The 17,824-nt window shown below is 46.3% G+C and carries 15 protein-coding genes and 3 pseudogenes; 3 read left to right on the top strand and 15 right to left on the bottom strand.

Features of this window, described 5'->3' with window-relative positions; genetic code table 11:
• Positions 1-2: 2 nt before the first annotated feature.
• Positions 3-719, top strand: coding sequence for a 3'-5' exonuclease (locus AC6I8Y_RS06240; protein WP_498021443.1), 717 nt, complete (start codon positions 3-5; stop codon positions 717-719).
• Positions 720-817: 98 nt separating this feature from the next.
• On the opposite strand, the pseudogene AC6I8Y_RS06235 reads toward AC6I8Y_RS06240, so the two are convergent.
• Positions 818-1,987: pseudogene (locus AC6I8Y_RS06235) on the bottom strand (methyl-accepting chemotaxis protein); the annotation flags it as partial.
• Positions 1,973-2,644, bottom strand: a pseudogene (locus AC6I8Y_RS06230) (PDC sensor domain-containing protein); the annotation flags it as partial. The pseudogenes AC6I8Y_RS06230 and AC6I8Y_RS06235, both read right to left, overlap by 15 nt.
• Before the next feature lie 431 nt (positions 2,645-3,075).
• On the opposite strand from AC6I8Y_RS06230, the gene AC6I8Y_RS06225 reads away from it, so the two are divergent.
• A complete protein-coding gene (locus tag AC6I8Y_RS06225; RefSeq protein ID WP_498021098.1) occupies positions 3,076-3,684 on the top strand; it encodes a CatB-related O-acetyltransferase in 609 nt (202 codons plus the stop codon).
• A gap of 42 nt (positions 3,685-3,726) precedes the next feature.
• Here the strand turns inward: AC6I8Y_RS06225 and AC6I8Y_RS06220 are convergent, their stop codons facing one another.
• From AC6I8Y_RS06220 to AC6I8Y_RS06185, 8 genes are all read right to left on the bottom strand, one after another.
• On the bottom strand, positions 3,727-5,298 hold the full coding sequence (locus AC6I8Y_RS06220) for a BCCT family transporter (protein ID WP_394151844.1): 1,572 nt from the start codon (positions 5,296-5,298) through the stop codon (positions 3,727-3,729).
• 330 nt (positions 5,299-5,628) lie between these two features.
• Entirely contained in the window at positions 5,629-6,105 is a 477-nt protein-coding gene (locus AC6I8Y_RS06215) for a MarR family winged helix-turn-helix transcriptional regulator (RefSeq protein ID WP_042477435.1), read from the bottom strand.
• 190 nt (positions 6,106-6,295) lie between these two features.
• Positions 6,296-6,931, bottom strand: a complete 636-nt coding sequence (locus tag AC6I8Y_RS06210; RefSeq protein WP_128650185.1) for a response regulator transcription factor — start codon at positions 6,929-6,931, stop codon at positions 6,296-6,298.
• A complete protein-coding gene (locus AC6I8Y_RS06205) occupies positions 6,931-8,280 on the bottom strand; it encodes a cache domain-containing protein (RefSeq protein WP_252014169.1) in 1,350 nt (449 codons plus the stop codon). Before AC6I8Y_RS06205 ends, AC6I8Y_RS06210 begins: the two co-directional genes overlap by 1 nt.
• A gap of 148 nt (positions 8,281-8,428) precedes the next feature.
• Complete coding sequence (locus AC6I8Y_RS06200) at positions 8,429-9,712, bottom strand: TRAP transporter large permease (RefSeq protein WP_394151839.1); 1,284 nt, start codon at positions 9,710-9,712, stop codon at positions 8,429-8,431.
• Positions 9,713-9,722: 10 nt separating this feature from the next.
• The gene (locus tag AC6I8Y_RS06195; RefSeq protein WP_042477437.1) at positions 9,723-10,265 is read right to left on the bottom strand and encodes a TRAP transporter small permease subunit; all 543 of its coding nucleotides are present in this window, start codon (positions 10,263-10,265) and stop codon (positions 9,723-9,725) included.
• 105 nt (positions 10,266-10,370) lie between these two features.
• Positions 10,371-11,465 (bottom strand): TRAP transporter substrate-binding protein, encoded by a 1,095-nt coding sequence (locus AC6I8Y_RS06190; protein ID WP_234494010.1) that lies wholly within the window; start codon positions 11,463-11,465, stop codon positions 10,371-10,373.
• A gap of 390 nt (positions 11,466-11,855) precedes the next feature.
• Positions 11,856-12,218, bottom strand: coding sequence for a MarR family transcriptional regulator (locus AC6I8Y_RS06185; protein ID WP_128650186.1), 363 nt, complete (start codon positions 12,216-12,218; stop codon positions 11,856-11,858).
• Between the two features lie 210 nt (positions 12,219-12,428).
• On the opposite strand from AC6I8Y_RS06185, the gene AC6I8Y_RS06180 reads away from it, so the two are divergent.
• Positions 12,429-13,130, top strand: a complete 702-nt coding sequence (locus tag AC6I8Y_RS06180; protein ID WP_498021095.1) for a DUF2982 domain-containing protein — start codon at positions 12,429-12,431, stop codon at positions 13,128-13,130.
• On the opposite strand, the pseudogene AC6I8Y_RS06175 reads toward AC6I8Y_RS06180, so the two are convergent.
• The 5 genes and pseudogenes from AC6I8Y_RS06175 to AC6I8Y_RS06155 form a co-directional block, all read right to left on the bottom strand.
• Positions 13,122-13,776 (bottom strand): annotated as a pseudogene (locus AC6I8Y_RS06175) (MBL fold metallo-hydrolase). The gene AC6I8Y_RS06180 and the pseudogene AC6I8Y_RS06175 overlap by 9 nt on opposite strands.
• A gap of 166 nt (positions 13,777-13,942) precedes the next feature.
• Complete coding sequence (locus tag AC6I8Y_RS06170) at positions 13,943-14,809, bottom strand: L,D-transpeptidase family protein (RefSeq protein WP_498021094.1); 867 nt, start codon at positions 14,807-14,809, stop codon at positions 13,943-13,945.
• 7 nt (positions 14,810-14,816) lie between these two features.
• Positions 14,817-15,599: a hypothetical protein gene (locus AC6I8Y_RS06165; RefSeq protein WP_498021093.1), complete on the bottom strand. Its 783-nt coding sequence runs from the start codon at positions 15,597-15,599 to the stop codon at positions 14,817-14,819.
• Positions 15,600-15,688: 89 nt separating this feature from the next.
• Positions 15,689-16,810 carry a DUF1513 domain-containing protein gene (locus AC6I8Y_RS06160; protein WP_498021092.1) on the bottom strand — a complete coding sequence of 374 codons (1,122 nt, stop codon included), beginning with the start codon at positions 16,808-16,810 and terminating at the stop codon, positions 15,689-15,691.
• Positions 16,791-17,819: an imelysin family protein gene (locus tag AC6I8Y_RS06155; RefSeq protein WP_498021442.1), complete on the bottom strand. Its 1,029-nt coding sequence runs from the start codon at positions 17,817-17,819 to the stop codon at positions 16,791-16,793. The genes AC6I8Y_RS06160 and AC6I8Y_RS06155 overlap by 20 nt, the downstream gene beginning before the upstream one ends.
• Positions 17,820-17,824 lie beyond the last annotated feature (5 nt).

The raw sequence follows: 17,824 nt of genomic DNA, 5'->3' as shown, positions 1-17,824 counted from the left end.
TGATAAAAAAACTACTCAAAGTACCAGCGGTGCAATGGAACAATAAGTTTGACGTTCTGAGTGAGCGTTCAAAAGACTCGAGGCTCCAAGCTTTCTATTCGGCAGGATTGCCACATGCAGATACACCGCTGCGTGAGGTGCCTTTCGTGGCACTCGATTTTGAAACAACCGGCTTGAACCCAGAGAAGGATGGCATTTTATCGATTGGTTTAGTGCCTTTCACCCTCTCTCGAATCAAACTTAATCAAGCAGCCCATTGGACCGTCAGACCAAAAGCCAAGCTAGAAGAAGAGTCCGTTGTTATACACGGGATCACGCACAACGACCTCATTGACGCCCCTACCCTCAACGAGATTCTTGAAGATGTGCTCAACGCACTCGCAGGCAAAGTAATTGTTGTCCACTACCGTCCTATCGAGCGCGGATTCTTGAACTGTGCTCTTAAGAAAATGCTTGGCGAAGGCATTGAGTTTCCCGTCGTGGATACCATGCAAATTGAGTCAGACTATCAAGATAAACTGACGGCAGGCCTGCTGAACAAGCTAAAAGGAAAGCGCGCAGACTCTGTTCGCTTGGGTCAGACTCGTCGACGCTATGGACTACCTGATTATCCGCCGCATCATGCACTGATGGATGCCGTAGCAACGGCGGAACTGTTACAGGCTCAAATGGCTAATCACGGGAGTGAAGGAGCTGTGCTGGGAGAATATTGGTTGTAAGGGGAACCAGGTTAGAGTTAAGAGCCTTACCCTGCTCCTCCCCTTAGGAAGAGGAGGCTGGGAGGGGTCTAGCTCTTATCTTGAAAAGCTAATCACCATTAGATTTTAAAGCGACCAATCTCACTCTCGAGCTTCTGAGACAAATCTGATAGTTCCACAGCTTGCTGCGCTGCTTCTTGCGCTTCTTCTGCTAACTCGTCCGATACATCACGAATACCTTGCGTATTGCGAGTGATCTCAGAGGTCACAGACGCTTGCTCTTCAGCTGCTGTAGCGATTTGTGCGGCCATGTCACTGATCTGCTCCACGGCTGCGTGGATTTGTGTCAGGCTTGCGGCTGCGCTGTTCGCGTCATCCACACTGGTTTCCGCCAGACCACGACTATCACCCATGATACCCACTGCTTTCGCTGTCGTCGCTTGCAGGGTCTCAATCGTGCTTTGGATCTCTTGTGTCGACGCATGTGTACGTTGACTCAATACGCGAACTTCATCAGCAACGACTGCAAAACCTCGCCCTTGTTCACCCGCGCGAGCTGCTTCAATCGCTGCATTAAGTGCTAGCAAGTTTGTCTGCTCTGCAATGTCTTGGATGGTTGATAGGATAGTGTTGATGCTATTGCCATGAATCTCAAGCTCTTGAATAACAGACGTTGCCACGTCTACTTCCGCTGCTAGATTCTGAATTGAGCTTTGAGTTTGAGATACTTGACCCGCACCATGCGTACTTGCACCAACCGCTTCTGAGGAATTTGAAGCTGTCATATCGGCATTATTTGCAATCTCTTGAGTCGCAGCAGCCATCTCGTTGATCGCTGTCGCGACCATGTTGATCTCATCTTGCTGGGTTTGAATACGCTGGCTTCTCACGCGAGCATGGGTTGCGGTGTCTTTGGCTTGCTCAGAAAGTGCAACAGATACGTCTTTCAGATGCATGACGGTTTCATGCATGTAGCTTACGAAGGTGTTAAAGTTGCGAGCCAACTGCCCTACTTCATCTTTGCTGCGCGGCTCTAGGCGCTGTGTTAAGTCACCTTCACCCGAAGCAATCTCTTTCAACGCTTTCGATACACGGGCAAGTTCGTTGACAAGGAAACTCATTAGCCACGATGCGATGATTGCGACGAACACCAAGACAATCACAGAGGTAATGATAAGCTGTGTCAGTGCGGTTTTATGACCCGCTAGCTCGGTTTCTTTGTCTAACTCGATCGCAAATACCCAGTTCGTGCCCGGAACCTGAGAAAAGAACATCAGCTTATCTGAGCCACTGAGTGTAACGTCAAGAATGGAGCGATCAGCCACTTTCTGCTGAATTGTTTGGGTATTAAAGTTTTGCCCCAATGCCGTCACAGGCTTAAGAAGCAATGACTTGTTCGGGTGTGCTAGGAATGTGCCATTGGTCAAGTCAATAAGCATTGCGCTCGCATTCTTACCAACGTTAAGACTAATAACATCATCAACCAACTGGTCAATGAGCACATCGGCACCAACGATACCAGCCAGACGACCATTCGTTCTTACTGGTTCAGCGATGGTCACCAACAACGCGTTGGTGATTGCGTCTTGATACGCTTCGGTGATGATTTGCTTGTTCGCTGCTTTTGCATCTTGGTACCAAGGACGAGTTCTAGGGTCATAATCCGCACGATTGCGCTCAGGGTGTGAGCGATGCATTTCACCGCTTGGTGTGCCAAAGAAGATATCATCAAAACCACCAGCAATTCGGGCTTGTTGAAGGTAAGGTACTTTATCTTGCTCACCAGCAAAACCATTGAAGGCACTGGCGATCTTAGTTCGAATATCTACCCAGTTTTTAATGCCTTCCACTGCAGCATAAGAAACATTGTGGGCACGTGCATTAATCGCAGCATTGGTTTGAGAGGATAATTGGTTGGCAGCGAGTATAGTTAAAGCGACTGCCATAAGAACAACTGCGCTTAAGGTCGCAGCAATTAGCTTTTGTCGTAATGATAAGTTCATAAATTATTATTCTGTTATTTATAGGATTGGAGCGCCATTCAGTGTAATTATGAATATTTGAAAGGCGGCTGAATAATATACATATTCGACCACAAAATCGAGAGCCAATATATTGACTTAGTTGAATAAAAACGCGTCACAATATTGACCATTTCAAAGACTAAATCAATGGTTCCAAATATGATTGGTTGATTATTAAGCCGACACAATTATACTCGGCGAAATTACTACTTTCGTGAGACGCCGATATGCAAGTCTGCTGTATTAAACTCGCTCTACCGGTCGTCGTCATCGCATATCTTAAACGACCTTTTATTCACTAGCTGTTCAGTTTGCCTAAACATTCAAATTAAACGCAAATTGGAGACATTAATGTGAATAACAAACATTGGACTCGTTTTGAGCTACTGCATCAAACCGTCAAAAACAAGAATATCCACATCAAAGGTACGCACAGCTACTACAGTGATGCCTATGATGATGGCTTTGAAAGCTCTGTCGTGCGTTACTTGCACCGTCAGCCGCGCTGGGCAGTTGATCAGCTCTACATTGGAGACTATGTCTGTATTGGTGCCGAAGCCGTTATCCTAATGGGAGGCAATCATACGCACCGCGCAGACTGGTTCTCTCTCTATCCCTTTATGGACGTGATCGATGAAGCCTATCAATCTAAAGGTGATACGCACATTCAAGATGGCGTCTGGATAGGTATGAGAGCGATGATTATGCCAGGGGTGACTTTGGGCGAAGGCGCAATTGTCGCCGCAAACAGTGTGGTGACGAAAGATATCCCAGCATACGGGGTTGTTGGTGGTAATCCCGCGAAACTCATCAAGCATCGGTTCGACGATCCAACCATTAAACGTCTTTTAAAGCTTAATATCTATTCTTGGAGCTCAGATAAGTTTGAAGCGCTAAAGCCATTGATATGCGCCTCTGACATCGATGCGCTGGAGAAAGCAAGCCACACCTTCAAAGGATAAAAAAAAGAGCGGTCAATGACCGCTCTTTTTCAAACTGCGCTTTTAGTACTTTTCTGTCTTCATACCCATCAATAGGCTGACACACATCATAAGTAGGATTACCGTGAACGGAAGCGCTGATGAAATTGCGCCCGCTTGCAGTGCTGCTATCGCTTCATTACCACCAATCCAGAGCAAGGCAACAGCAATCGCACCTTCCATAAATGCCCAGAAGACGCGTTGAATAACAGGTGCATCCACTTTGCCACCAGCAGTGATGCTGTCGATAACCAGTGAACCTGAATCTGAAGAAGTGATAAAGAACACCAGTACCAAGATAACCGCAATAATCGAAAGCAGCGTACCCATTGGCAGTACATCGAACATTTCAAACATCGCTAACGGAACATCACGAAGTCCATTCGCACCCAAAGTACCAACTTGGTTGATAACTTGGTCGATAGCCAAACCACCGAATACAGACATCCAGATGATTGTCACGGTAGTAGGCACAATCAGAACCGCAGTAATAAACTCACGTACCGTACGACCTTTCGACACACGCGCGATGAACATACCTACGAATGGTGACCAAGAAATCCACCATGCCCAGTAGAATACCGTCCAACCGTGCATCCACGCTTCGTCTTCACGACCATGCGGGTTACTCAATGGGATAATGTTCTTGAGGTAAGCGAAAAGCGTGTCTGGAATAGCGGCAAATGTCACTGCATAACCGATGATCGCAACGAGGATGAGCAGTAGAAACGCCACGATCATATTAATGTTACTGATAACTTTCACACCACCATCAATACCACGCAGAACTGAAACAACAGCTAGAAGCGTAACAACCGCGATAACAATCACTTGCATCGTCATGCTGGCCTCAATGCCAAACACGTGCTGGATACCACTCGCCGCTTGCTGAGCCCCGAGGCCCAAAGAAGTAGCAAGGCCAAATAAAGTCGCCAGAACCGCCAGAATATCCACTACGTGGCCAGCCCACCCCCACGCTCTATCACCTAAGATTGGATAGAAAATCGAGCGCATTGATAGCGGCAGTCCTTTGTTATAGGCGAAGAATGCGAGAGACAGCGCTACAACACCATAGATAGCCCACGGGTGCAGACCCCAGTGGAACATCACAGCACCCATCGCGAGCTCTTTTGCCTGCTCTGTGTTGGCTTCTACGCCGAGCGGTGTCTCATACCAACCGGTAAAGTAAGCGACTGGCTCAGCCACACTCCAGAACATCAAGCCGATGCCCATACCAGCAGCGAATAGCATGGCAAGCCATGACATAAACGAGTAGTCGGCAACTGCGTCGGTACCACCGAGTCGGATTTTACCAAATGGTGTCACGATCAAAGCTAAGCAGAAGACAACAAAAATGTTGCCTGACCACATAAACAACCAGTCGAACTTATTGATGATGCTCCACTTGATCCCATCAAGTGCGGACTTCGCTGTATCAGCATCTACGATCACGGTCATCACTAGGAGCAACGCGATAAAGCCCGCGCTGATCCCGAACACAGGGTTGTGTACATCAAACCCCCACTTCTGGACATTATCCTGTCCTATGGTGTAGTCAGTACTATCAATACTGTACTTATCAATACCCTTTGTCATTAATCCTCTCTATGACTAAATTGCTTTTAACTCAAAGCATTTAATGTTCTATTTACGGCGATATTGGCGTACAACAATCGCTGAGAACATGCATTAATCTACTTTTCAGGCGCGTACTTTACCAAATTATAAGTGTAATTTCACGGCATGTAAGTTTTATGGCGAAATTTCACACAATCTTAGTCCACTGAAAAATGATTAGTGTTCGAATGAGTATTACTTAAAAGTGTAGATTTGAAGCAATAAAAAAGCGCATACGAACTCGTATGCGCCCAAAATAGATAGCCTTACTTTGATACGTTCAAAAAGTAAGCTTTACGTCAACCAAGCCTAGTTTTTCGATATATTGCTGTCTAGCTGAAGTACAGGTGCAGCGTCGATATCGTCGGCATTCATCATCAGAGAGATACGCTGAATAGATGAGAGCAGTAGCGTTTGCTCCCAACTTTCTAGTGCTTGAAACTTCTGTACAAAGTTATCCTGTAGTGGCGGCGGTGAGCTCTTTAGCACCTCTTCACCTTTCGCGGTCAGCACCGCATGAACTTTTCTTTTATCTTGCTGGCTTCTTACCCGCTGCACATACTCTTGTGCCTCTAATCTATCAATGATGGTTGTTGCGGTGGCCTGACTGATGTTTGTAGAGTTGGAGAGCTCACGAATTGTCACATCACCCATGTCTCGGATGGTGTTCATAAGGATTAACTGTGGTCCCGTTAGGCCACACTCTTTCTTTAGCTTCTTAGAATGCAGGTCGATAGCTCGAATGATTTGACGTAACGCTACTAAGACTTCTTCGTGTTTTTCCAAAACTAATTCCAAACGTTCACTGATATTGGGCGCATTTTATAACAGAAGTTTGCTATTGATGCGTAGGTTATTTGATAAAAATGCGATGGGAGTACATTGCGGGCGCGCTGCCGTAGGCTGAGCACTTGTTGTGATTGCATCGCACTTTACCCCCCTCTAGCTCCCCCTATATTAGGGGGAGAACCAAAGGTTAAGACAAACCATTCTCTAACGCGTATTTCGCGAGCTCTGCGGTAGAGTGAAGATCCAACTTGTGTTTGATGTTCTGACGGTGCGTTTCTACTGTTCGATAAGAAATGTTCAGTAGCTGCGCTATCTTTTTACTGCTGCAACCTTGAGCTACGAGCTTAAGCACACTCTCTTCCCTTCTGCTTAGTGGATTGGACTTCGCCGCGGTTGGTGTGATCTCTTGCGAGAACAGGGTCTGTGTAACAGACTCGCAGAAGTAGGTTGAACCTTGGTGGACTGTTTTTATTGCCTGCACCATCTTCTCAGCGGAGATCTCTTTTAGCATATAGCCTACCGCTCCAGCCTGCATGACTTTCATAATGTACTCGCGATTATCGTGCATGGTAAGCATAAGTACGCGCACAAAAGGCAACTCTGTCTTTAGTAGCTCGGTGGCTTCGATACCGTTCATGATAGGCATGCTCACGTCCATCAATACTACGTCTGGCACCGTTTGCTTTACGACTTCTACTGCTTCTAAGCCGTTGCTTGCTGTTGCTACGACATGAATGTCGGGCTCTCGCTCTAGTCGAGCCATGAACCCCTCGAGCACAACTTGATGATCATCGACAATAACAACTCTGATTTGGTCGCTCATCACACCGCTCCTTCCAAGTTCAATAACACCGTTATCTCTGTTCCTTTTCCGTATTCACTAATAAGCTCAAACTCACCACCGATAAACTCTACCCGCTCTCGCATGTTTCTGAGCCCTATTCCACGGCTATTCATGGCATTACCAACATCGAATCCTATTCCGTCATCAGTAACAATAAGCTGCAAGACATCCCCAAAGCGTTTGAGGAAAACCGTTACGTTGGTGGCATTCGCGTGTTTCTCAATATTATTCAGAGATTCCTGAACTACACGGTAAAGTGTAGTCGCCACTTCAGATTTAAGCTTTGGTGTCTTCGTATCCAGCACCAACTCTGTGTTGGCCATAGAGTAAGTTCTAAAGTCTTGAAGCAAGGTAGTAATCGCCGCTTCAAGACCAATATCATCAAGTGCACTGGGTCTTAAATGATGGGAAATACGACGTACTTCCATGATAGCTTCCGACAGCGATGATTGAGACTGCTTAAGGTGCCCCATCGAACGCTCATCGACATCTCGAGTATCGAGCAACTCCAGATGACACTTACTCGATACCAGCAACTGGTTCACACCATCGTGGAGTTCCCTCGCTAGGTGTTTACGCTCATCCTCCTGAAACATTACCGTTTTATGAGCGAGCTCTTTCAAGTTCTTATCGGCTAGTTTATGTTCATGCCAGTTGATAGCGAGCGTCAAAACAATAATGACAGCAACAGTCACAGCAAAAATAGTGACGATAGAAAACATGGTGGTTTCGATGTTCTTGTCTATTGCTGCACGCAGCACCGCCACTTCTTGTGCCACGTCCTCAATATAAAGCCCGGTGCCAATCATCCACTCCCATTTATCCAGCCATGCGGCGTAGCTGAGCTTTGTCACCGTCTCACCAGTAGACGGTTTTTGCCACAGATACTGGTGAAAGCCTCCTCCTGCTTGAGCTTGGAACAACAAGGCCTCAATCAGATAGTCACCATCTTGGTCTTGGAGTTTAAGTAGATTGCGCCCGACCAATTCAGGAAGAATCGGATGTACTAGATTGGTGCCGTGTTTGTCGTAAGCAAAAAAGTAACCATCGGAGCCATATCGAAGACGGTTAAGCGTCTCTCTGACTTCGTTCTTTGCTTCTTCTTCGGACAAAGTAGGGTCATGATAGGCATGGTCAATCGCATCGAAAGCAAGCTCAACGCTGTCCTTAAGCGCCGACTCTTTGGTTCGAATCAAGCTCTCACGAAAGATACTGATCTCATTCTCACCCAATGCTTTTGCCTGATGAAGGGTTATCCAACTCACACTCGCGGTCACGATTATCAGTGGGATCAAGGTTAGCAGGATGAGCTTGGCTTTTAACGGCATAGAAGTCCTTTACTACGGTCGTCCTGACAATTCTGGTAAGCGCTCACTCAACAAACAAAGCTGCACAAAGTGCAGCTTTTCTTTTTCATTAACATTACCAATGAGTTGCAATGAAATGAATCTCTAGACTGAGCTAACGCAGACCTGATCACATTCCATAGAATTCTGGGAACATGAGGATCGAGGCGAGCACCACTATCTGAATCGCAATGAATGGCATAACGCCGCGATAGATGTCTCTGGTTGTAACCCCATTTGGTGCGACCCCTTTTAGATAGAATAGACTAAAGCCAAATGGCGGCGTCAAGAAGGAGGTCTGCAGGTTCATCGCAATCAAGATCGCAAACCAGGTCATATTGATGCCCATCAGCTCTGCAACAGGTGCAATCATCGGCACGATAATGAAACAGATTTCTACGAAGTCGATAAAGAAACCAAGGATTAAGATCACTACCATAGTAATGATCAAGAAGCCCCACTTCTCACCCGGCAACTCTAGCATCCACTCTTCCACTAGCATATCACCGCCAGTATAGGTAAATGCCATTGAGAACGCTGTCGCACCTAAAAGGATAGCAAAGACCATTGCGGTTACTTTTACTGTCTCTTTCGATGCATCGTAAAGCATGATCCAACTAAACTGTCGATAAACAAGTGACAATACAATCGCGCCAGCGCCACCAAGAGCTGCCGATTCTGTCGGTGTAGCGATACCCGCGAAAATAGAGCCAAGTACGACAACAATCAGAGCAAGCGGAGGAATAATCGCTTTAAGCGCGGTCTTTACTTCTTCCGAGCGAGAAATCGATTCATCACGAGGAATTGGCTGAGCGCTTTCTGGGTTTAACTTAGCAAAAATCAAAATGTAGAGAACGTAAGCACCAACAAGCACAAAGCCAGGCCACAAGGCAGCTTGGAACAAGTCACCAACAGGCACACCCAATACATCACCCAGAAGGATCAAGACAATCGAAGGTGGAATAATCTGACCTAGGGTGCCCGATGCGCAGATCGTGCCGCACGCGAGTCCTTTGTCGTAGTTATACTTAAGCATAACTGGCAAGGAGATAAGCCCCATTGCTACTACGGATGCACCCACAACACCCGTCGAGGCAGCCAGCAGTGCGCCTACCAAAACAGTAGAGATTGCGATACCACCACGCACACCACCAAACAGACGCCCCATAGACTCAAGTAGCTGCTCTGCCAAACGGGTTTTCTGAAGAACGAGCCCCATAAACACGAACAGTGGGACGGCCATCAATACCGTATTCTCCATAATGGATTGAATTCGATAAGGCATAAAGGCGAACATGTCCATGCCTTCCGCCCACACGCCGAAGATGAGTGCTATACCACCGAAGGTGAACGCAACTGGAAAACCGAGAAGTAGCGCGAATAAGGCTACAAAAAACATCACAATACCGATCATGAAAATGTCCTTATTCTTTTGAGTCGGAAGATTTAGCGTACATGAGGTGTGGGTTAAACAGTTTGTTCAACGAGTGGAGAACCAAACCACATCCGGCAATCGCCATGAAGAAGAATGAAAGTGGAATCATCGCTTTGATTACCCAGCGATAAGGTAGACCGCCTGGGTCGCCTGACGTCTCGCCCAGTTCAAAACTCTCTTTTGCGAAATCGATACCGAACCAAGCCACCAGTAGGCAAAATGGGAACAAAAATATAAAGGTGCCTAGAAGGTCAATAATGGCTTGAGCTTTCATCGATAAGCGCTCGTAGAACACATCCACTCGTACATGCCCACCCGCTTTTATCGCGTACGGTACACCAAGTAAGAATACTGCCGAGAACAAATGCCACTCCATTTCTTGGAACGCAATGGATACGTCGTTAAACACGTAGCGCATTACTACGTCATAAACCACGTTCACTAATAAAAGTAAGAAAAGAATACTGGATAACCAACCGAGAACATCGGCTACCTTGTTAAACAGTCTTTCAATGTAAATTAAACTACGCATACAACTTTCCGCCTATCCGCCAAGTTTCGTTAATAGTTATGATTTGGGGCGTATGACTAAGGGTTTGAAAAAAGTGGCGCAGGAGATGCGCCACTTGAAGTGAGACTAGTTGTCGAACTTGTTGAGGTAAGCTTTCGACGCAATGTCTGTCCAAGAACGAACTTGCTCTAGGTAAGCCGCTTGAGAAGCTTGGATTTCTTTCGCCATCTCGTCTTTCTCAGCATGCTCTTTTAGCAGTTTGTCGTTCGCATCACGTAGGGCATCGATAACCTCTTTCGGGAAGTCTTTTACTTTCACGTCTGGGTAATCAGTCTGGATCGTTGCCCAGTTTTTGCCACTCTCGTGCGTTGATTGGATGTACATGTCATAAGCGGCTGTCTTCATAGCAATTTGAAGAATCGCTTTTAGATCGTCAGGCAGCTTGTTCCAAGTACGCTTGTTCACTAAGAACTGAAGCTCTGTCGCTGGCTCATGCCAACCTGTGTAGTAGTAAGGTGCGATTTTGTGGAAGCCCATACGAAGGTCAAGAGAAGGACCTACCCACTCTAGAGCATCAATCGTACGACGCTCTAGTGACGTGTAGAGCTCACCAGAGGCAATGTTTGTCGGCTTAGCGCCTACTTCCGCTAGGATTTCACCTGCGAAACCAGGGATACGCATTTTCAGACCTTGTAGGTCTTCAACACTGTTGATTTCTTTCTGGAACCAACCGCCCATCTGAACGTCAGTGTTACCGCCAGGGAAAGACATTAGGTTGTGTGGTGAGTACACTTTTTCCATTAGCTCCATACCACCGCCGTGATAGAACCAAGCGTACTGTTCAGGTGCCGTCATACCAAAAGGCATAGTCGTAAAGTAGAGGGTATTTGGCACTTTACCTTTCCAGTAGTAAGACGCAGAGTGACCCATGTCGTACTGACCAGATTTCACCATATCAAACACACCAAATGGCGCTTTGTGTTTGTTTGATGAGTCGATGCGGATTTGAAGACGACCATTGGACATCTCTTCGGCCATTTTTGCCATATTCTTTGTGGCATCACCGAAGATAGGGAAGTTTGGCCCCCATGTTTCAGCAAGTTTTAGGCGATAGACTTTGTCATCAGCGTTTGCTGACCCTGCTACAAAAGCTAGGCAAGTCGCTGCTACAATGGCCGTGCTCTTCATGACACGTGATACTGATTTCTTGATTAGACTCATTATTCAGTTCCTTGAGTAGGTTCCTTGTTGAAGCCGCGTATGCGACTCCAAGTTTCACATTCGAGGTAACTATGGATGGAATTCTGAATAACGGGTATTCGTGCGAGCACGCAGTGATAATTAAGTAAATTAGGATGGTTAGACGTTGGTATTACGTAGAACTACGTAGTCTTTTGGACACTTAATATACTTTCTGGTTATTATTCAATCTGTTATTTTTCTGAAACCCAATCTAAAAATGGGTAAATACGTACGCATTTATTATCAGGCAGATATTACAGTATGGCTACTTTTGTGATATCAGTCGCTAACATTTATCGATAAGCGTATCGCTAAGATCAAAAAAACCCCTACACGAGGGGTCTTTTTGAAATTGGGCAAAGTGAACGCTTATAGCGCTTTATAGATCACTTTGTTACCCGCAAGCTGTTCTTTCGCTACTAAGCCTTCTTCAAGAAGTTTCTTTAGAGCGCCAGTTGCCCAAGATGCCGCTTTCGCGTCTTCTTGACCAGCTTCAAGGCCGATGCCTTTCGGGTTGATGCCTTCAGCGTTCTTAACAACGATGTCTAGTACTTGTTGCTGTTTAGGAGTTAGGGCTACATCAACTTTTTTTGTCGCAGTTGCGGTTTCAACTACAGGTGCTTTTGCTACAACAGGCTTTGCTGTTTTTGTTGCAGCGGCTGTGTTCGCAACTACCGCTTTAATACGCTTTTGCAATTTTGATTGCACTTTGCGCTTATGAGCAAGTCTCATCGAGTTTTCTCTCCAATTCACTGCATCGAGGCAGTGGTCAAAATTTGAAGCGCGTTTTATACCAAAATTTTGAATGCTTTTGTAGGGGCTTGACACAAAGTCGAGACAAAAATGCCGTCTTTGGCCATTAATGACTATTATTTAAACAATAAACTTTGTGGTTGTTTTACCAGTATAAAGCCATGTCAGCACTCACTTATGGCAAGCATTATGGATACATTACATCTCAGCAATCATCATTACACATGGGAATCTCCGACGGTTAAGCTGTTCGTTGGAGTGGGCGCGTTAGTCTGCTTTTGCTTCTTATTACTTTCCCCCTCATGGGAACACGCATGGCTATTTATTGCCATTTTCGTCGGTGTGATGGGGTTTGCTTATCTTATGCTTCAAAAAAGCCGCGTTACCTTTACGCTGACCAATACCCACCTACAGCAGCACTTGTTTAAAGGCGGCTGGGTAGTTCAATGGGCGAATGTAGAGCGCATTGGGATCTGTACTCAACATCAAGAAGGCTGGCATAAGCCGCTACCATGGATTGGGATCAGAGTGAAAGAGTACGGTCCGTATCTAAACGCCATTTGTCCACGCATCGCCACTGATATCCTACTTAGCCAGCGAGCCCTGCTCTACATCGGGAATCAACAAACCAACCCGGCACAGGCATTCGAAGACATTGTTTTGGATTCTGAGCCCTTCATTGATGAAGGTGGCGTGGAGTATAGAGGGCTACTTGCCATGCTCGCAAACAGAATGAAGCATCAGCGTGAGTTCTATGGATACGATGTGTTTATTGCAGAAGCGGACTTGGACAGAGCCGGTGAGGACTTTGTGGGACTGGCTCGACGCTATCAAGCAGCGGCGAGCCGTCACGACTTCGCTGAGTCTAAAGACTGCAGGAAGTTAGTATAGTGGCATTTCGTCGGCGACAAACGGGTTTGAAACGCGCTCGCGTCCAAAAGTAGACTCTGGACCGTGACCCGGTACAAACTTAACATCATTACCCAGTGGCCACAGTTTTGTTTTGATCGAATTGATCAACGTCGCGTGGTCACCTTGCGGGAAGTCAGTACGACCGATACTACCGTTAAACAGCACATCACCCACAAAAGCGAGTTGTGCTTCCTCGTTGAATAAGCACACGTGACCTGGAGTATGACCTGGAGTATGAACTACATTCAGTGATTGATTACCAAATGTCACAACGTCCCCTTCGTCCAACCATTGATTCGGTTCAAACGCTTCTGTCAGCGGCCAGCCAAACATTTGACTTTGACCTTCTAGGCCTTGTAGCCAGAAGTTATCTGCTTTATGTGGACCGACAATATCTACTTTCAATGACTCCGCCATCTCTACCGTGCCACCAACATGGTCCAAGTGGCCGTGCGTCAATACCAGCTTCTCTACAGATACACCGAGTTGCTCTACCAACATCAGCAGTTGCTTCACGTCACCACCTGGGTCAATCCACAATACCTTTCATGGTTTCATCGCACCAAACAATTGAACAGTTTTGGGCGAAAGTAGTGACGGGAACAGTTTGATATTTGAGACTCATGATAAACCCTATATTTCTTTGACTAGCGCGACTATGACATTCTCGTCTGTGAATAACAAGTCCCTACTTATTAAGGTGGTTAAAAACAAAAACCATCACCCTACCTAAGGTAAGACAATGGCTTTATAGATCCAGCTCTAAAGGTGTCTGGATATCAGACTAGGAACTATCTGTTGTTTGAAAGCGCGGCGTCTTCCACATTGTTGCGTTTAGCATCGTAGTCATAGACATCACCACGAAAGTGCGCTTTTCCATCAGACAACCATGCGGTTTGATAGATGATATGTACTGGGATGCGCTCTTTGAAGGCGACCGCTTTGTTGGGTCTATTCGACGCCACCTCTTCTAAGCTTTTACCTTGTACCTCAAGCAATACCTGCGCAAACTGATCGGCATGTTCTACCCGCACGCACCCTGAGCTGAAGGCTCTTAGGCTCTCGTTGAAAAGGTGTTTGCTCGGTGTATCGTGCAAGAAAATCGCCTGTGCGTTAGGAGTATTAAATTTATACTGGCCTAAGGCATTCAACTCCCCGGCTTGTTGACGCATTCGGTATGGGAAGCGCTTAGCATTCACTTCTTGCCAATCAATCATCGTTGGGTCGATACGATTCTGATTGGTCCACCCTTCAATAATTTCAAAGCGCTGTGAAAATAGGTAGGTCGGATCCCTTTTCACCTTGGGAATAATGTCTTTAACCATGATTTTCCATGGCACATTCCAGGTAGGGTTGAGTATCAACGAGTCCATTTTGGTCTCAAAGATAGGCGTTTGCCTGCTGGTTTTGCCAACAATCACTCTCGATTCAAAACGTGTTTCTCCTTCATCCCAATACTTAAGTTGGAAACTAGGAACGTTGACTAAGATAATATTCTCGCGCTGCTGAGGCCACAAACGAGAGCGCTCAGAATTCAACGCCAGGATTCTTAGTTTGTCATTAGCAGACTTGTTGAGCCATTCGATCGTGTTAGGGCCAATAATGCCGTCATCATTAAGTCCATAGAGCTGCTGAAATTCTCTAACTGCTAAATCCAAGGTATCGTCAAAAAAGGTTATCTTCCCTTATGTCGGCATAGATCTCTGACGCCTGCAATCTCTCAACCAGATGCAAATACTGCTCGGGTGCTAGTACATCACCTCGTCGCAATAGACCCGCTTGTTCATAAGCAGGAAATTCCACCTGTGACTTGGCTAAAAGGTCAATATAGACATTTTCAAAACCGGGCTGCTGAATCATCGGAGAAGCGAGGCTACGAACATAATCCGTCTCTTGCCCAGATTCAAAAGCCGTTACCATTATGTCTACCTCTGTAGCAGATGGTCTTGGCAAAGAATCTTGCAGGCTGGTTGTAAAGTACCACTCTTTCCCGCTGTCTGCTGCTGAAGCAACATAGCTCATATAGAGAAGGAAAGTATCTGTGGTCAGTCTGTCGTACCGAGATTTGTCTTGTTGTTGGAACGCATCATGCAGCATCTCAACACGCTCTTGGAATATTGGGCTAAACCCCGCTAAACGAACAACGTCTAGCTGAAGATTTACCTGTGCATTGAGCTCTTGATCGCTCCAAAGTTGAATCCGCTGCAGACGAGAATAAAGATACTCCACAAGCTCAGGGTAAAGCAGCTCATCCTGTGGCAGCGTGTCTACGTTACTTGTCGAGTGAGTTTCCTGCTGACTTGATTTGAGAATGGGCTCGATGTGTTTCACCGAATAGGACGTCAGTTCACTTGAATCCGAGACGAGTTGGTCTGGAGCAGCCGTGACAGCCACCGAACTTGAGAGTGCCGAGATCAGAATGCTCGGCATGATTAACCAGTTTCGCATCTACCCACCTCCTAAGACAGAGTCTTTAAGTATGGCAGAAATCACACTTCTAAAAGTGTTAATTTAGTTTAAACCAGTTAGCGTCTCATTTATGTGATTGCGCTCCAATGGTTATCCCATTGAATCCCCGAGACAAAGGTTTGTTTGGCGAGATCTGCATTTATTTTTACTACCCTGCCTATCCCTGAGCTCACATGAAATTCACCGTTTTTTACTACGACTCCAGACGCATCAGGTAACGCATTGATCTCCAGAAGTTCACGCGTTGCTTTATCCCAAATACCATAACAGTTACCTCTTGGGGAGGTCGCTAAAATATGGGATTCAGTGGCAGCGATACTCGCAACATAATGATTAAAGCGAGCCCAATCTTCTGGCTCTCCACCCAATTCAACAAGTGCCTCTCCTTCTCGATGCATCGCGACTAGCGGCACATAGTCATCGGGTTCGCCTCGATATTGTTGACCGCAAAGGACGGTATGCTCCCCGTCATGGGCTAGGTGGCGGATGCTTTTATGTTTATCTTGCAACGATACTTGCTCAAGCAGCTTACCGGATTCTGAGAGATAGCTAAGACTTGGGTTCATCGAATCTAGATTAAGTGGCGAGCGATCTTGGGTATGAACACCACCGACACCAACCACTAACCTTCCATCAGACATGGTGATGATTTCGTGAGGTCCAATTCCAAATCCAGAGAACTCTTCAACCTTACGATAACCATTTTCAACGTCATACACACCCACGATTCCATGACTTGTCGAACGTTCCCCTTCTGTGGCGTAAAGCCAACGACCGTCGTTCGAGTACACACCATGCCCATAGAAATGGCGATCGCTCTGGGCTGGTATTAGGGTATCAATATTCCCTGAAACATAGTTAAAGACCATGGCGTAACTACCAGGACGACGGGCAAACATGACCGCATGCTCTTGGTTTGGCGCAATAGCCACACCATGCCCTCTGTCAGGAAGAGGGATCTGATGCCGAGCTTGGCCAGCCGCTGAATACACCACGACTTCGAACTGTCCTTGCCGACGTATGGCTCCGCCAATTAAGGCCTCAGACTTGTTCAGCGCACCATGGACATCGGTTACCTTTGAACTGTTATTGTTAGCTGCGCAAGCAGCAAGCAAGGAAGGCGCACAGGTCCCTATCGTTAACGCCTTCGTAAAATTGCGCTTTGAAATATCAATCGCCATCGGTCGCATTAAACCCTATTACCACACCTAGTTTAATTGATGCTTCTTCGTTAATGAGATACTTAAGCTGCTCCAACTTATTGAACTGAGCCAGCGCGGTTCTATAGCCCTCTTTGGTCTGTAGCATCTCAAACAGGCTCGATTCTTCTGGCCACGTTTCAAGGGTATCTTCAAACTGATGAACGATGTTGTCGGCAAGCGCGAACTCACCTTTAGCTCTCAAGATGTTATCTAAGCCCTCTCCTTGTGCGAGATACAAAGACTGCATCGCAATAATGTTCTCTTTTAAGTTCGAGAGAGAGCGGTTTGAACGCCATGACTCAGAAAAGTAAGGACGTGGAGAACCTATCTTCGCAAGCGGCCTGGATAGCTTCTTCATGCTGTAGTCGAGCTGATTAGAGAGCATTGCCAAATATTCAGCATGCCAAGCCTTGGTATCCAGTTCAGACCAAGGATTAATCCTCCAAGCCTCTACAATTGTGTTTGAGCGATCAACCAAAGACTCAGTCACTGCTGCGAGTAGAGAGCATTCTTTAATCCCACCTGCACTGATAGTTGATGCGGTGTCATACAATAACCACTCCACTGAGCCTAACCCCTGAACCGTCACACTTTGAGACTGAACAGACGCCATATCCCAAGAGTCGATCTTAGTTGCTGCCACCATCTTTCTACCAGTGGTGTTTTTCTTGTCAGGCCAAAATTGGATGTTCCAGTTTTGCTCTAATGCGTTAGCAGGGCCTCGTTCTTGTCCCTGAAGGTGCATCCAACTTTCCATCCCCTGTCGCCAAGTGGCTTTCACCTGTTCTAAACTACGATTGGCGCGGCAATATTGAACGCTGTCATCGTGTAGCTGTTGCATTGCATCATTAAAGCGTTTAGCAGAAGCAAACTGGATCTCATATACGCTCTGGCTCTCGTGGCTTGTTGATTGTGGTCGACTTTTCTCGATACCTGCTGATGACTGACAGCCTGCGAGTGAAATCACTGCAGCGATGGTGAGTGTTTTTTGATTAATCACAG

The sequence above is a fragment of the Vibrio sp. KUL78 genome (assembly GCF_059725505.1).
The sequence above is the reverse complement of the archived record's forward strand: the minus strand, read 5'-3'. Positions and strand labels throughout refer to the sequence as shown.

What these genes read in the sequence shown, in the direction of transcription:
- AC6I8Y_RS06220 (WP_394151844.1), bottom strand. Translation starts at nt 5,298, where the DNA reads ATGACAAAGGGTATTGATAAGTACAGTATTGATAGTACTGACTACACC.
- AC6I8Y_RS06210 (WP_128650185.1), bottom strand. Translation starts at nt 6,931, where the DNA reads ATGAGCGACCAAATCAGAGTTGTTATTGTCGATGATCATCAAGTTGTG.
- AC6I8Y_RS06205 (WP_252014169.1), bottom strand. Translation starts at nt 8,280, where the DNA reads ATGCCGTTAAAAGCCAAGCTCATCCTGCTAACCTTGATCCCACTGATA.
- AC6I8Y_RS06200 (WP_394151839.1), bottom strand. Translation starts at nt 9,712, where the DNA reads ATGATCGGTATTGTGATGTTTTTTGTAGCCTTATTCGCGCTACTTCTC.
- AC6I8Y_RS06195 (WP_042477437.1), bottom strand. Translation starts at nt 10,265, where the DNA reads ATGCGTAGTTTAATTTACATTGAAAGACTGTTTAACAAGGTAGCCGAT.
- AC6I8Y_RS06190 (WP_234494010.1), bottom strand. Translation starts at nt 11,465, where the DNA reads ATGAGTCTAATCAAGAAATCAGTATCACGTGTCATGAAGAGCACGGCC.
- AC6I8Y_RS06185 (WP_128650186.1), bottom strand. Translation starts at nt 12,218, where the DNA reads ATGAGACTTGCTCATAAGCGCAAAGTGCAATCAAAATTGCAAAAGCGT.
- AC6I8Y_RS06180 (WP_498021095.1), top strand. Translation starts at nt 12,429, where the DNA reads ATGGATACATTACATCTCAGCAATCATCATTACACATGGGAATCTCCG.
- AC6I8Y_RS06165 (WP_498021093.1), bottom strand. Translation starts at nt 15,599, where the DNA reads ATGCGAAACTGGTTAATCATGCCGAGCATTCTGATCTCGGCACTCTCA.
- AC6I8Y_RS06160 (WP_498021092.1), bottom strand. Translation starts at nt 16,810, where the DNA reads ATGCGACCGATGGCGATTGATATTTCAAAGCGCAATTTTACGAAGGCG.